Source organism: Kitasatospora sp. NPDC002965, from assembly GCF_040611255.1.
In the GTDB taxonomy this organism is placed as follows: domain Bacteria; phylum Actinomycetota; class Actinomycetes; order Streptomycetales; family Streptomycetaceae; genus Kitasatospora.
This window is the reverse complement of the sequence record NZ_JBEXNT010000183.1, coordinates 1-14,498: the sequence shown is the minus strand read 5'-3', so window position 1 is coordinate 14,498 and position 14,498 is coordinate 1. Positions and strand designations below refer to the sequence as shown.

The window sequence follows — 14,498 nt, the reverse complement described above, 5'->3', positions numbered from 1 at the left end:
GGGCGCCGGCGACCAGCGCCGCGGCGAGCACGAGCAGGGTGGCGGCCGTGCGGCCGTGGCCGGGTCCGTCCCGGCCTCGGCCGCGGGTCGCGAGCATCGCCACCACGAGGGCGAGCGCGGTGGCGAAGGCGGTGTGACCGCTCGGGTAGGACAGGTACCCGCCGTGGATGGTGCGTCCCACCAGGTGCTTGAGCAGCGTCGTCGCACCCACGGAGATGCCGACGCCGACGACGAGGAACACCGCTGCGCGAGGTCGACGAAGCAGCAGGCAGCCCGTCACGAGTGCCGCGACCAGGGTCGCCGCGCCCACCGGCTCCCCCAGGGAGTCCGTCGCCAGCGCGACGTACCGCCACGGCGGCCCCGCGCCGTCCACCGCCGTCAGGATCCACGCGTCCGCCCTGCCGGGCCCGCCCGCGTCGCCGTACCGGATCCCGAGCAGGACGACCACCAGCGCGGCGAGGGCCGCGATCGACCCGAGCCCCACGCGCAGCGCCGGGGGCAGCACCACGGGCGCCGGCCGGCCGGTCACCCCCACCGCGTCCGATCGGCCTGCGGCCTCAACGGCGGGACGTCGCCTCCGCACCTCTTCAGGCATGGGCCGAGTATGTCAGCGGCTCACCGGCGCCGGCAGCCGTTCACGAAGACCGGCCCCGCCCGGACGGGGTCGCCGGACCGTGCCGGACGTCGGCGCGTGGCGCCGGCCGGCGTGGAGGACGGCCGGCGTGGAGGACGGCCGGCGGGAGCCGCCCTGTCACCCGGCCCGGAAGGGCGCCGGCCGCGACCGTCAGTAGCCGCTGCCGCGCTTGACCTGGGCCCGCTCGACCTCGGTGGTCGCCCCCTTGCGGTCCAGGGTGGCACACGCATCGGCGATGTCCTGGGTCAGGCGGTCGATCTGACCGCGGCTCAGGGTCTCCTTGACCAGGGCCCGCAGGATCTTCACCCGCTCCGCGTTGGGCGGGAGCGTGTACGCCGGCACCATCCAGCCGCGCTCGGCCGAGAGCTGCCAGGCGATGTCGGACTCGTCGTAGGAGTGCTCGCCGGCGAGGCGGAAGGCGACCAGCGGCAGCTGTTCGAGACCGCTGCCGATCACCTCGAACCGGCCGCTGTCCCGCAGGTTGTCCGCCAACGCGCGGGCGTTCGTCTGCATCGTCTCCATGACGTAGGTGTAGCCCTGACGGCCCAGCCGCACGAAGTTGTAGTACTGCGCGAGCACCATCGACGCGCCGGTCGAGAAGTTCAGCGTGAACGTCGCGTCGGTCTTGCCCAGGTAGTTCTCGTAGAACACGAGGTCCTCGGCCAGGTCCGACTCCTCGCGGAAGACCAGCCAGCCGATGCCGGGGTAGACCAGGCCGTACTTGTGTCCCGAGACGTTGATCGACCGGACCTGTTCGAGCCGGAAGTCCCACTTCGAGTCCGGGTAGAGGAAGGGCCACACGAAGCCGCCGCTGGCACCGTCGACGTGGATCGGGATGTCGAGGTCCCGCTTCCTGCGGATCCCGCGCAGCAGCTCGTCGATCCCGACGACGTCGTCCTTGTGGCCGGTGAAGGTGGTGCCGACGACGGCGACGACGCCGATGGTGTTCTCGTCGAGGTGGGGCTCGACGTCCTCCGGGCCGATCGTGTACTTGTCCTCGGCGAGCGGCACGATCCGCGGCTCGACGTCGAAGTAGCGGCAGAACTTCTCCCACACGACGTGGACGTCACCGCCGAAGACCAGGTTGGGCCGGTCGACCGACAGGTTGGCCGCCTTGCGGCGCTCCCGCCACTTCCACTTCAGCGACAGCGCGCCGAGCATGATCGCCTCGGACGAGCCCTGGGTCCGGCATCCGGTGGTCCTGCCCGGCGCGTTGAAGAGGTCGGCGAGCATCCGCACGCAGCGCTGCTCGATCTCGGCGGAGATGGGGTACTCCGCGTGATCGATGAAGTTCCGGTGCAGGTTCTCGGCGATGATCCGCTGCGCCTCCGGCTCCATCCACGTGGTGACGAACGTGGCGAGGTTGCGCTGCGGGTCGCCCTCCATGACGAGGTCCTCGTCCACCAGCCGCATGGCGTCCGTCGCGGTCATGCCCGTCTCGGGAAAGGTCTCCGAGGGGGCGGGCACGGTCAGGAAGCGGTTGCCGAACAGGGCCCCGACGTCACTCTTGCTCATGTCGGCGACTCAACCAGCTCCGGGCCGGGAGTCGCGCCCGGGACTCATGAGCCGAATCGAAAACACCCGAACGGCCTACCGTCCCGGGCGGGCGGCGACACCCTCCGGCCGCGGCACCCGCGGTCCGCGGGGCGAACGTCCGCAGGGCCGATCAGGTGGCGGAGGCCGCGTCCGGCCCCGCCGGGCGGCTGCGGGACTCGTCGACGCGGTTGAATCCCACGGGCCCCGGAACTCACCGAGAGGACAACCGCGATGACCGGCGACACCACCGTGCTGCTGGCTCCCGCATGATGTCCTGGGCCACCCGGTTCCGGCTGCGGCAGTACGCCAAGGCGAGCCTGTGGATCGTCCCGCTGTTCGGGCTCGTCCTCGGCGTCGCGCTGGCCGAGGCGGCGGCGGCCGTGGACGGCGCGCCCTGGCTGCCGAAGAGCTGGGACTACTCCGCGACGACCGCGAGCACCGTCCTCAGCTCGGTGGTCGGCTCGATGATCGCGCTGCTGGGATTCGTCGTCACCATCGGCGTCCTCGTCATCCAGCAGGCCACCGGCACGCTCTCGCCGCGCTACATGCGGCTCTGGTACCGGGACCGGCTGCAGAAGGCCGTCCTGGCCACCTTCACCGGCACCTTCGCGTTCGCGTACACGCTGCTGCGGAGCATCGAGACCGACTCCGTGCCGAACCTCGGCGTGACCCTGGCCGGTGTCGCCGTCTCCGTGAGCCTCCTGCTCCTGCTGATCTACCTCAACCGCTTCACCCACAACCTGCGGCCGGTGGCCATCGCCGACATCGTGGGGCGCCAGGGCGAACAGGTCCTCGACCGCGCTGCGGCCCGCCTCCGGGCGTCCGCGCTACCGGGCGGGACGCCGCCGGCCGACGGCCCGGCGGTGCTCGTCCGCTCGGAACGCGGAGGGGTCATCCAGGCGTTCGACGCGCCCGGCATGGTCGAGCTCGCGGCTCGGCACGACTGCGTCCTCGTCCTGGCCGCCCCCGTCGGCGACTTCGTGCCCCCCGGCGCCACCGTCGTCCGGGTCCACGGCGGCGCGGCCACGCCCGACCCGCGCCGGGTGACCGGCTTCCTCGCGCTCGGCGCGGAGCGGACCATCGAACAGGACCCGGCCTTCGCCCTGCGCATCCTCGTCGACATCGCCATCCGCGCCCTCTCCCCCGCCGTCAACGACCCCACCACCGCCGTCCAGGTGCTGAACCACATCGAGGCGTTCCTGCACGCCGTCGGCCGCGTCGGACTGCGCGGTCACTACGTGCTCGCGGACGACCGCGGCCGGCCACGCCTCGTGCTGCCCGACCGGTCCTGGGAGGACTACCTCGAACTCGGCGTCACCGAGATCCGCGACTACGGCGCGAGCTCCGTCCAGGTCTGCCGGCGGCTCCGGTCCCTCCTCGAAGACCTCCTCGCGGCGCTGCCCGACACCTGCCGGCCCGCTCTCCGCACCGAACTCCGCCTCCTCGGCGACGCGGTCGAGAGGGGCTTCGACGACGCCCCCCGCCGCGCCCGCGCACGGACGGCCGACCCCCAGGGTCTCGGGGGACGGCAGACCCGGGACGCGCCCGACGCGCCGGCGGCGGACGGGCCCGGCCCCTAGGCCGCCGCCGAGGCCGGGGGCCCGCCCGATCAGTCGGGCGGTCCCCCGGCCTCGAACTCCGCGACACCCGTCCGGGCCAGGAGCACGATCGCCTCGGGGTCGAGGGCGGCGTCGACGGTCAGCCCGGGCTCGTCCTCCCGCAGCGGCTCCAGCGCGTCGTACTGGGAGCCGAGGAGGGCGGGCGGCATGAAGTGCCCGGTCCGCCGGGCGATCCGGGTCCGTGCGACCGCCGGGTCCAGAGCCAGGTGGAGGAACCACACGCCGGGCCCGGCCGCCCGCAGGAGCCGCCGGTAGTCGTACCGAAGGGCGGAGCACGCGATCACGGCCCCTTCCCCGCGCTCCGTCGCCGCGCGGACCCGGGCCGCGAGGGCCTGGAGCCAGGGCCGGCGGTCCTCGTCGTCGAGCGCCTCGCCGGCCGACATCCGCGCGATGTTCCCGGCCGGCTGGAGGTCGTCGCCCTCCACGAACGGGACTCCCCGGCGTCGCGCGAGCAGACGGCCCACGGTGCTCTTCCCCGAGGCGGCGACACCCATCACCACCACGACCGCCGGGGCCGGCGCCGGTGTCCCCATCCTGCTCCTCGTGGTCCTCACCCCGGGGGCACATCCCCCCCGCAGCACCCTCCCGCACCGCGGGCGGATCCGGTCCGTCCGCCGCCGCACGGGGCGACCGGTGCACCCGGACGGCCCAGCGACCGGACCGGTCAGGGGCCCGTCGGGGCCTGACCGGTCGGGCGCCGACGGGGAAGGACGGGCGGGCGGTACGCCCCGGGAGGGACGCCGCTGGGCCGGACGGCCCAGCGACCGGCGGGCCGGACCCCGACCCGCGGGCGGCGGCGGCACCGTGGCGCCGTACCGAACGGGAGCCCACGAACGGGAGACGACCATGGCCTCACCTGCGGACGAGCCGCGCTCGGAGCTGCCGCCCGTCCTCCGGGGCCAGAAGGCCCTGGTCACCGGCGCGAACTCGGGGATCGGCAGGGCGACGGCGCTCGGGCTGGGCCGTGCGGGCGCCGACGTGGTCGTGAACTACGTCGCCGGCCGCGACGCCGCGGAGGAGGTGGCCGAGGAGATCAGGTCGTACGGCGTGCGGGCGTACGCACACGAGGCGGACGTCTCCGACGAGGGCCAGGTCGTCGCCATGGTCGGCCGGATGGTCGAGGAGTTCGGCACCGTCGACGTCCTGGTGGCCAACGCCGGGTTGCAGCGTGACGCCGCCAGCACCGAGATGACGCTCGACCAGTGGAACAAGGTCCTGGAGGTCAACCTCACCGGCCAGTTCCTGTGCGCGCGTGAGGCCGCGAAGGAGTTCGTGCGCCGGGGCGTCGTCCCGGAGGTGTCCCGCTCGGCCGGCAAGATCGTGTGCATGAGTTCGGTCCACCAGATCATCCCCTGGGCGGGCCACGTCAACTACGCGGCCTCCAAGGGCGGCGTCCTGATGATGATGCAGACCCTGGCGCAGGAGCTGGCCCCGCAGGGGATCCGGGTGAACGCCGTCGCGCCCGGCGCCATCCGCACCCCGATCAACCGCGACGCCTGGGACACCCCGGAGTCGGAGGCCGACCTGCTCAAGCTGATCCCGTACCGCCGGGTCGGCGACCCGGAGGACATCGCCCGTACGGTGGCCGTACTGGCCTCCGACCTGATGGACTACGTGGTCGGTGCCACGATCTACGTCGACGGCGGCATGACGCTCTTCCCCGGCTTCGCCACCGGAGGCTGAGCCGCAGGTGGACACCGCGACCCAGCTCCTCGCCGGCACCCCGGCGCAGCTCCTCCCCGCCCGCGAGCTGATGGCGTTCACCCTCGCCTCGCACATCCTGCTGGTGCCGTTCGGCGTGGCGCTGCCGTTCATCACCCTGGTGATGCACCACCGCGGCCTGCGCCGGGGCGACGCGACGGCGCTGCTGCTGGCGCGGCGGTGGTCGGCCGTGATGGCCGTGCAGTTCGCCGTCGGCGTCGTCACCGGCACGATCCTGTCCTTCGAGTTCGGCCTGCTGTGGCCCGGCATGATGGGCCGCTGGGGAGACGTCTTCGGCCTCGGATTCGGCGTCGAGGCCTGGGCGTTCTTCCTGGAGGCGATCCTCATCGCGATCTACCTCTACGGCTGGCGCCGGCTGAAGCCGTGGACGCACTTCTGGCTCGGCGTGCCGCTGCCGCTCACCGCCCTCCTCGGCGCGTTCGGCATCATCGCGGCCAACTCGTGGATGAACACCCCGCAGGGCTTCACCCTCGACGCGGACGGCGATCCCGTGAACGTCGACGTCCGGCAGGCGATCTTCACCCCGATCTTCGGGCCGGAGTACTGGCACTTCACCGTCGCGATGTTCCTCACCGCCGGGTACGTCGTCGCCGGGGTCTACGCGGTCGGCTGGCTGCGCGGACGCCGCGGACGCTACCACCGCCTCGGCTTCACCGTGCCGTTCACCGTCGCCGCGGTCCTCACCCCCCTGCAGCTCTTCCTCGGCGACAACATCGCACGGCAGGTCTTCCAGAAGCAGCCGGTCAAGTTCGCGGCCACCGAGCTGGTCTGGGACACCGACACCCATGTGCCGGAGTACCTCTTCGGCCGCCTCCAGGAGGACGGCACCGTCAAGGGCGGCCTCAAGATCCCCCAACTCGACTCCGTGCTGGCCGGATTCAGACCGGACACGCAGGTCACCGGCCTCGCCTCGGTACCCGCCGCCGACCGCCCCACCGCCACCCAGGCCACCATCGTGCACTGGGCGTTCGACATCATGGCGACCATCGGCAGCCTCCTGATCGTGCTCGCCCTCTGGTACGCCTGGTGCTGGTGGCGCCGCCGGGACCTGCCGCGGTCCCGCTGGTTCTTCCGCTGCGCCGCCCTCGCCGGCGCCGCCAGCATGCTCTGCGTGGAGTGCGGCTGGATCACCACCGAGGTCGGGCGCCAACCGTGGATCGTCTACCAGAACATGCGCGTCTCGGAGGCGGTCACGCCGACCCGCGCGGCCTCCCTGTGGACGATGTTCGGCGTCGTCGTGGTGGTCTACGTCCTCGTCTTCGGGGCGTTCCTCACCGTGCTGCTCAAGATGCGCACCCGCTGGCGCCTGGCCGACGGCGGTGAGGCCGCGGCCGAGAACCCGGAAACGGACACCCCCTACGGCCCGCGCCACGAACCGGCCGGCGCCGGGGCGCAGCCGCCCCCTGCGGAAGCCGGTCCCGGGCACACCCCCGGAGGTGCCGGGTGACCGCCGACATCCTCTCCTGGGTGCTCCTGCTGGCGATCGCCGCCTACGCCTGCGGCGGCGGTGTCGACTACGGCGCCGGGTTCTGGGACCTGCTGGCCGGCGGCGCCGAGCGGGGTAGGCGCCCCCGGTGGCTGATCGACCACGCCATGGCACCGGTCTGGGAGGTCAACAACGTCTGGCTGGTCTTCGTCCTGGTGCTGATGTGGACGGGCTTCCCCGCGTTCTTCCAGACCGTCTTCACCGCCCTGTGGCTGCCCCTGGCGCTCGCCGCCGTCGGCATGGTCCTGCGCGGAGCCGGGTTCGCCCTGCGCAAACCCGCCCGCCTTCTCGCCGCCCGCCGGGTCTACGGCGCCACCTTCGCCGTCGCCTCCCTGCTCACCCCGTTCTTCCTCGGCACCGTCATCGGCAGCGTCGCCTCCGGCCGGGTCTCCCCCGGTACCACCGCCTCCGCCGACGCCTGGGCCAACGCCACGTCGGTGACCGCCGGGCTGCTCGCCGTCTGCGCGACCGCCGTGCTCGGCGCGGTCTTCCTCACCGCGGACGCCCGCCGCTTCGGCGCCCACGACCTCGTCGGCCACTTCCGGCTGCGCGCCCGGATCGCCGTCGGGGCCCTGCTGGTCGTCGGCGCGGTGGGCCTCGTCGTGACCGCCGACGACGCCTCGTACGTGCACCACGGGCTCACCCACGGCTGGGGGCTGCTGCTCGTCCTGCTGTCGGTGGCGGCCGGAGCGGTCACCGTCGTCCTGGTCGGCGGGCCCGCCCCGGGCCGGGCCCGGTACAGCGCGGTGGCAGCCGTAGCCCTGGCGGTCGCCGCCTGGGGCGTCGCCCAGCGGCCCTACCTGGTGCCCACGTCACTGACTGTCCGTCAGGCCGTCGGGGCGAGTGCCACCCTGCAGTGGATGCTCGTCGTGTCGCTGGTCGCGCTGCTCCTGATCGGCCCGGCCGTGACCGTGCTCTACCGGCTCGACACGCGGGGCGTCCTGGAGCCGCTGACCGACGAGGACGTCACGGGCTGACGGCGCTGCCGGGCGGTCAGCCCTCGGCGCCCGGGCCGAGACGGGCGAGGGTGTCCAGCAGCCGGTTCCGGTCGGCGAGCACCTCGGGCGGCAGCGAGACGTACAGCTGGATCGTGGTGACGCCGGGGCGGTGGTAGCGCAGGATCCGCCGGCGGCACTCCTCCGGCGAGCCGCTGACGAACAGCCCGTCGACCACCTCGTCCGGGAGCGCCCGCCGCGCGCCCTCGACGTCGCCCGCCGCCCAGCGCCGGTGGGTCTCGGCGAGGAGCTCGCCGTTCCCGAGCCACTCGTGGAACTTCCGGTACGGCTCCCGGTTGAGGATCCAGGCGAGGAACGGGCGGGTCGCGCGGCGCGCGTGCTCGGTGTCCTCGGTCGGGCAGACGAAGACCTTGACCACCAGCTCCTTTCCCGGCGGCTGCGGGCCGACGGCGTCCAGCACCTTCGGCACGTCCTCGGGGAACAGCAGGTTGGTGATCGCGCCGTCCCCCTCGGTGAAGCCGAGCCGCAGCATGCCGGGGCGCAGCGCGCCGAGGATCACCTTGACCGGTTCGGCCGGCGGCTCCGGCAGCCGGTAGCCCGCGATCGAGAAGGTGTCGAAGTCGCCGGAGACGTGCTCGCCGCGCAGGGCCCGGGTGACGAACCGCAGGACGTCCCGGGTGCGTTTGAACGGCTCGTCGAACGGGATGCCGTTGATGTCGGTGACATGGGCGGGCACCGAGGCCCCGATGCCCAGCAGTACGCGTCCGGGGGCGAGTTGGGCGAGCGTCGCGGCGGTCTGGGCGAGCACGGCGGGGCCGCGGGTGTGCACCGGCACGATGCCGGTGCCGACCCGCAGGCCCGGGGACCACGCGGCGGCGGCCGCCAGCGGGGTGAAGGCGTCGGAGCCGCCGCCCTCACCGGTCCAGACGTCGGTGTAGCCGAGGTCGGGGAGGCGTTCGACGAGGAAGCGGTGCCGGTCGAGGGACAGTCCCGGCAACGGGAGGGTGATGCCCCAGCGGGGCGGGTCGTGCGGACGGGGCGGCGAGGTCATCGGGGCGGTCATCGGGGCGGTGGCCTTCCTGGGGCGGCCCGGTGCGGGCCGCCCCGGTGCGGTGCGGGGAGGGGAGGGGCGGGGAGGGCTGCGCGGGGAGGGGCGGGGTTCAGCGGCGGACCCAGACCGTGGTCAGGTCGAGGAACCAGGACTGCGGCTGGACCAGGCCCTGGACCTTCGGCGCGAGCGCCCGCGGGTTGCGGTCGTTGACGACGAAGAGCCAGGGCGCGTCCTGGGTGACCAGCGAGAGCGCCGTGCGGTAGTCGGTGGTCCGCTTCGCCCGGTCGGGCGAGGCGGCGGCGGACGCCAGCAGGGCGTCGACCTTCGGGTTGCCGTAACCGCCCGTCCAGAAGGGGCTCTTGGAGCCGACGAACAGCGGCAGCAGCGCCTCGGACTGGAACAGGGTGGTGGACTGCGCGACGGCGTCCGAGCCGAGCGCGACCTGGCCCTTGGCCTCGGCGCCGATCAGCGTGCCCCAGTCGGTGGTGCGCAGTTCGACCTTGATGCCGACGGCGGCGAGGTCCCGCTGGAGGGCCTCCGCGATGGGGACGGGCAGCAGGTTTCCGGAGCCCGCGGTGGGGACGGTGACCGAGGTGGAGAAGCCGTTCGGGACGCCGGCCTCGGCGAGCAGCAGCCTGGCCCTGGCCGGGTCGTAGGAGTAGAGGTCACCGGCCGGGTCGTACGCGCCGGTGGCCCGGGGCGCGGCCTGGTAGGCGGGGTCGGCGGTGCCCTGGAGCAGCTTCTCGGCGATCGCCTTGCGGTCGATGGCGTAGTTGGCGGCCTGCCGGACCCTCGGGTCCTGCCACGGGCCCTTGGCGGTGTCCAGGATCCAGTACCAGAGGTGGTCGTAGCTGTTGGCGGCGATGGTGGCCCCGTCGGACTCCAGGGTCCGGATGTCGTCCGGGTTGGGGTACTCGATCCAGTTGGCTCCGCCGGAGCGCAGGGCCGCGGTCCGGGCGGCGGCGTCCGGGAGGGACTTGACGATCAGCCGGTCGAGCTTGGGGGCGCCGCGCCAGTAGGCCGGGTTGGCGGCGAGCTCGATCTGCTGTCCCTCGGTCTGCGAGACGAAGGAGAACGGGCCGGTGCCGACCGGGTGCTCGGCGAAGTCCGCGGAGCCGGTCTTCCGGACGGCGGTGGGACTGGCGATGAGGACGTGTGCGAGGTCCTCGGGGAAGTGGCCGTTGGGGTCCTTGGTGACGAGCTCGACGTGGTCGGCGTCGGTCTTGCGGTAGGAGACGATCCCGCCCGCGTACTCCTTGGCGGCGGCGCCGAGCGCGTCGGTGTACTCGGGGCTGTTCCGGTCGAGGTAGCGGTCCAGGTTGAAGACCACCGCGTCGGCGTCGAACGGCGTGCCGTCCTGGAAGGTCACGCCCTTGCGGAGCCGGAAGGTCCAGGTCCTCGCGTCCGCGGCGACCTCCCAGGACTCGGCGAGGGCGCCGGTGACGACCGGCGGCCGGTCGGTGTCCTTGAGCAGTTCGTAGCGGGTCAGGCCCTCGTAGATCTGGAAGCCGACCAGGCGCTTGCCCTCGAAGCCGGCGCCGCCGATGACGGTGTCGGGGTTGGGGAGCTTGCCGGTGGCCCCGATGACCAGGGTGCCGCCGCGCTCCGCACCGCCGCCCGTGTCGGCGGACCCGCCGGACCCCGGGCCGGACACGCAGCCGGTGGCGGCGAGCAGCAGGGCGGCGGCGGCCGGGAGGGCGGCGGCTCTGGAACGGACGGTGCGGTGGCGACGGTGCGTCATGGTGCTTCCTCGTTCGGTCTGCAGGTGTGCGGGTGCGGGGGGCTGCGGGTGCGGTGGGGGCGGGGTGCGGTGGGGGCGTGCGGGTCAGTCGGCGGGGTCCGGACGGGGGGCGTGTCCGGTGGCGGCTTCGAGCAGCGCGCGGGTGTAGGGGTGTGCGGGCGACTCCCAGAGGTCGGCGACCGGGCCCTCTTCCAGCACCCGCCCGTACCGCAGCACGAGCACCCGGTCGGCCAGGTGCCGGACGACCGCGAGATCGTGGGAGATGAAGAGGTAGCCGAGCCCGGTCCGTTCGCCGAGGCCGGTCAGCAGGTCCAGCAGCCGCAGCTGGGAGCCGAGGTCGAGCGCGGAGGTCGGCTCGTCGCAGACCAGCAGGTCGGGCCCGGGCGCCAGGGCCCGGGCGACGGCGACCCGCTGGAGCTGCCCGCCGGACAGCTCGCGCGGGTACCGGCGGGCCAGCGCGGGATCCAGCCCGACCTGCCGGAACAGCCCGGCGACGGCCTCGGCCAGTTCGGCCCGGGGCGTGCCGTGCAGCCGCAGCGCGAAGGCCACCGCCTCACCGGCCCGCAGCGCGGGGTTGAGCGAGCCGCGCGGATCCTGCGGGACGAACTGGAGCCGGGCCCGGACGGAGCGGTCCCGGGCGCCGCGCAGCCGGTACGGGTCGTGGCCGGCGAACCGGACGGTACCCGCGTCGGGAGCGAGCAGGCCCAGGGCGAGCCGGGCCAGCGTGGACTTCCCCGAACCGGACTCGCCGACCAGGCCCACGGCCTCGCCGGGAGCGACGCTCAGGCTGACCCCGTCGAGGGCGGGCCGGCCGGCGAAGTGCCTGACGACCGAGCGGACCTCCAGCAGGGCGGGTGCGGGCTCGGTCATCGGCGGGCTCCGGGGTCGGCGGCGAGCAGGGCCGCGGTGAAGGGGTGCCCGGGCGCGGACAGCACCCGCGCGGCGGACCCGGCCTCGACGACGCGTCCCTCGCGCATCACCGCGACGTCGCCGCCCACCCGGCGGGCCACCGCCAGGTCGTGGGTGACGAGCAGCAGCGCGATGCCGCAGTCGGCGCGCAGGGTGGCGAACAGGTCGAGGATCCGGCCGCGCACCAGCGCGTCCAGGGCGGTGGTCGGTTCGTCCGCGATCACCAGGTCGGGGCCACAGGCGATCGCGACGGCGATCGCGGCGCGCTGCCGCAGCCCGCCGGAGAGCTCGTGGGGGTAGGCGCGGGCCACCCGTTCGGGGTCGGGGATCCCGGCCGTGGCGAGCAGCCGGACCACCGCGTCGCCGGTGGCCCGGCGGTCCCGGGTGATCCGGTGCCGGCGCAGCACCTCGGCGAGCTGGGGACCGATGCGGCGCAGCGGGTCCAGCGAGCCGCCCGGGTCCTGCGGGACGTAGCCGATCCGCCGCCCGCGCACCCGGGAGAGCGCGCGTTCGTCCAGGGCCGACAGCTCGGTACCGGCGAGGCTGATCCGCCCGGTGACGCGGGCGGACCGGCCGGGCAGGCCGATCAGGGTGCGGGCCAGGGTGGTCTTGCCGCTGCCGGACTCACCGAGCAGGACGAGCGCCGCGCCGGGTGCGAGCGCCAGCGACACCCCGTCCACGGCCCGGACCGGACCCGGGTGGACGACGGACAGGTCGGTGACCTCCAGGAGGTCGGACGGGCTCATCGGACGGTCTCCGGCAGCGCGCTCCACCCGGTGTCGCCGACCCTCCGGCGCAGGGCGTCGCCGAGGGTGTTGAAGACCACCGACACCAGCAGCACGGTGAGCGCCGGCAGCACCGCCACCCACGGGTGGGTGAGCAGGCTCGGCCTCAACTCGTCGATCATGGCGCCCCATTCGGCGGTGGGAGGTGCGACGCCGAGCCCGAGGAAGGAGAGTCCGGCGGCGTACACGACGGCGAGGCCGACGAGCGAGGAGCAGTAGACGAGGACGACCGGGGCCACCACGGGCAGCACCTGCCGCAGGACGAGGGACGGCAGGCCGGCTCCGCTCACCCGGGCGGCCTCCAGGTACTCGGCGGTCCGGATCCGCCGCACCTCGGTGAAGGCGACCCGGGCGACGGCCGGGGTGAGGACCACGGAGAGGGCGAGCACGGTGGCGCCGAGTCCCGGCCGGAGCAGGGTGGCCACGGCGATGGCCAGCAGGACCCCGGGGAAGGCGTACAGCACGTCCAGTGTCCGCAGCAGGGCCTGTTCGAGCACCCGGCCGCCGAGGCCGGCCGCGATGCCCAGCAGGGTGCCCGCCGTGCCGGCGACGGCGACCGGGAGGAGCCCGGCGGTCAGCGACGTCCGGGTGCCCCAGACCAGCCGGCTCAGCATGTCCCGGCCCTGGCCGTCGGTCCCCAGCGGGTGGCCGGGGGCGCCGGGGTCCAGCAGGCGGTCCTGGAGGTGTCCGGCGGCGGGGTCGTACGGCGCGACCAGCGGGGCGGCCGCGGCGAGCAGCAGGAGCAGCACGACGGCGGTGACGGGCAGGGCGAGGGCCGTGCGGCGCAGCAGGGCCCGGGCCGGCCGGGCCGGCGGGAGCGGGGACTTCGTCGGCGGGTCCTCCACCGGCGGGGGCGTCGGGGCCTTCGCCGGCGGGGGCGTCGGGGTCGTCCCGGGCATCGTCAGCTCCTCACCCTGGGGTCGATCAGTGCGTGCGCCGCGTCCACCAGCAGGTTGACGCCGACGAAGGCGACGGCCACCACCAGCACCCCGCCCTGGACGAGCGGCAGGTCGCGGGCGGACAGCGCGTCGTACAGCAGCCGGCCGAGGCCGGGCCAGGCGAAGAGCGTCTCCACGAAGACCACGCCCTCCAGCAGGTAGGCGAGTTGGAGCCCGCCGATGGTCAGCAGGGCGGGTGAGGCGTTGTGGACGCAGTGCCGCAGGACGGCCGCCCGGCTCAGCCCCCGGGCACGCAGCCCGTCGGCGAGCTCCCCGGCGAGCACCGTGCCGAGGGCGGTCCTGAACACGCGGGCGGTCAGGCCGAGCGGTACGAGGGCGGACGCCACGGCCGGCAGGACCAGGTGACGCAACAGGTCGGCCGGGCCGCCGTCGCCGAACACGTCGTGCGTACCGCCGGCCGGCAGCCAGCGCAGCTGCACCGAGAGCACCGCGATCAGCACCAGGGCCACCGAGTACTGCGGGGCCGAGACGGCCAGGGTGGACAGCGCCCCGGAGAGCCGGCCGCCGGCCCCCCGCGGGTCGAGCGCGCCGATCGCGCCGAGCAGGACCCCGCCGACCAGCACCAGGACGAAGGCCGCCGCCGTGAGGGTCAGGGTCTGCCCCAGCGCGGGCAGCAGCAGGTCGGTGACGGGCCGTTGGGCGGAGACGGACGTCCCGAGGTCGCCGGTCGCCGCGTGGCCCAACCAGGAGAGGTAGCGGACGGGAAGGGGCTCCTCCAGCCCGAGGCGCCGGGCCAGTTCGGCGCGGGCCTCGGGCGGGGCCCCGGGGCCGAGGAAGGCGGTGACCGGGTCTCCGGGGACGAGGGCCACGGTGGCGAAGACGACGACGGTGACGCCGAGCACGGTGGGGACGGCGAGCAGCAGCCGGCGCAGCAGGAACCGGGTCATCCGCGGGCTCCCTGGCGCGGGGCGCCGGGCGGTCCGGCGACCGGCGGGTGGGCGGGGGCGGGCATCTGCGGGGGTTCCTTCCGGCTCCGGGCACTGGGTCCGGCCGGGGGCCGCCCCGGGTCGGCGCGGACCGGGCGGGGCGGGCCGTACGGGGTGGCGGTGGCGGGCCGGCGGCGGTGCGGGCGAACGGCCGGCGCCGCCGCCGGGGGCGCC

13 protein-coding genes are annotated in these 14,498 nt (G+C 74.6%); 4 read left to right on the top strand and 9 right to left on the bottom strand.

Annotation, left to right across the window (positions count from 1 at the left end):
• Positions 1–529: hypothetical protein (locus ABZY91_RS38555; protein WP_355408482.1), on the bottom strand; the 529-nt coding region annotated here is incomplete at its 3' end.
• 255 nt (positions 530–784) lie between these two features.
• The gene (locus ABZY91_RS38550; RefSeq protein WP_329881628.1) at positions 785–2,149 is read right to left on the bottom strand and encodes a glutamate decarboxylase; all 1,365 of its coding nucleotides are present in this window, start codon (positions 2,147–2,149) and stop codon (positions 785–787) included.
• A gap of 287 nt (positions 2,150–2,436) precedes the next feature.
• Here ABZY91_RS38550 and ABZY91_RS38545 point away from each other — a divergent pair, with 287 nt between their 5' ends.
• Positions 2,437–3,750 carry a DUF2254 domain-containing protein gene (locus ABZY91_RS38545; protein ID WP_355408478.1) on the top strand — a complete coding sequence of 438 codons (1,314 nt, stop codon included), beginning with the start codon at positions 2,437–2,439 and terminating at the stop codon, positions 3,748–3,750.
• 29 nt (positions 3,751–3,779) lie between these two features.
• Here ABZY91_RS38545 and ABZY91_RS38540 read toward each other — a convergent pair whose 3' ends face one another.
• Positions 3,780–4,322: a gluconokinase gene (locus tag ABZY91_RS38540; RefSeq protein ID WP_355408476.1), complete on the bottom strand. Its 543-nt coding sequence runs from the start codon at positions 4,320–4,322 to the stop codon at positions 3,780–3,782.
• Positions 4,323–4,635: 313 nt separating this feature from the next.
• Between ABZY91_RS38540 and ABZY91_RS38535 the strand changes: the two genes are divergently transcribed.
• The 3 genes from ABZY91_RS38535 to ABZY91_RS38525 all read left to right on the top strand — a co-directional run bounded on the left by ABZY91_RS38535 (position 4,636) and on the right by ABZY91_RS38525 (position 7,974).
• Positions 4,636–5,472, top strand: coding sequence for an SDR family oxidoreductase (locus ABZY91_RS38535; RefSeq protein ID WP_355408474.1), 837 nt, complete (start codon positions 4,636–4,638; stop codon positions 5,470–5,472).
• A gap of 70 nt (positions 5,473–5,542) precedes the next feature.
• Positions 5,543–6,958 carry a cytochrome ubiquinol oxidase subunit I gene (locus ABZY91_RS38530; RefSeq protein ID WP_355408480.1) on the top strand — a complete coding sequence of 472 codons (1,416 nt, stop codon included), beginning with the start codon at positions 5,543–5,545 and terminating at the stop codon, positions 6,956–6,958.
• The gene (locus tag ABZY91_RS38525; RefSeq protein WP_355408472.1) at positions 6,955–7,974 is read left to right on the top strand and encodes a cytochrome d ubiquinol oxidase subunit II; all 1,020 of its coding nucleotides are present in this window, start codon (positions 6,955–6,957) and stop codon (positions 7,972–7,974) included. The genes ABZY91_RS38530 and ABZY91_RS38525 overlap by 4 nt, the downstream gene beginning before the upstream one ends.
• Positions 7,975–7,990: 16 nt before the next feature.
• Here the strand turns inward: ABZY91_RS38525 and ABZY91_RS38520 are convergent, their stop codons facing one another.
• The 6 genes from ABZY91_RS38520 to ABZY91_RS38495 form a co-directional block, all read right to left on the bottom strand.
• A complete protein-coding gene (locus ABZY91_RS38520; RefSeq protein WP_329952854.1) occupies positions 7,991–9,016 on the bottom strand; it encodes an LLM class F420-dependent oxidoreductase in 1,026 nt (341 codons plus the stop codon).
• A 97-nt stretch (positions 9,017–9,113) separates the two neighbouring features.
• Positions 9,114–10,745: an ABC transporter substrate-binding protein gene (locus ABZY91_RS38515; protein WP_355408470.1), complete on the bottom strand. Its 1,632-nt coding sequence runs from the start codon at positions 10,743–10,745 to the stop codon at positions 9,114–9,116.
• Positions 10,746–10,829: 84 nt separating this feature from the next.
• Complete coding sequence (locus ABZY91_RS38510) at positions 10,830–11,615, bottom strand: ABC transporter ATP-binding protein (RefSeq protein WP_329952852.1); 786 nt, start codon at positions 11,613–11,615, stop codon at positions 10,830–10,832.
• Positions 11,612–12,400, bottom strand: a complete 789-nt coding sequence (locus ABZY91_RS38505; RefSeq protein ID WP_355408468.1) for an ABC transporter ATP-binding protein — start codon at positions 12,398–12,400, stop codon at positions 11,612–11,614. Before ABZY91_RS38505 ends, ABZY91_RS38510 begins: the two co-directional genes overlap by 4 nt.
• On the bottom strand, positions 12,397–13,338 hold the full coding sequence (locus ABZY91_RS38500; protein WP_355408466.1) for an ABC transporter permease: 942 nt from the start codon (positions 13,336–13,338) through the stop codon (positions 12,397–12,399). Before ABZY91_RS38500 ends, ABZY91_RS38505 begins: the two co-directional genes overlap by 4 nt.
• A gap of 2 nt (positions 13,339–13,340) precedes the next feature.
• Positions 13,341–14,285: an ABC transporter permease gene (locus ABZY91_RS38495; protein WP_355408464.1), complete on the bottom strand. Its 945-nt coding sequence runs from the start codon at positions 14,283–14,285 to the stop codon at positions 13,341–13,343.
• Positions 14,286–14,498 lie beyond the last annotated feature (213 nt).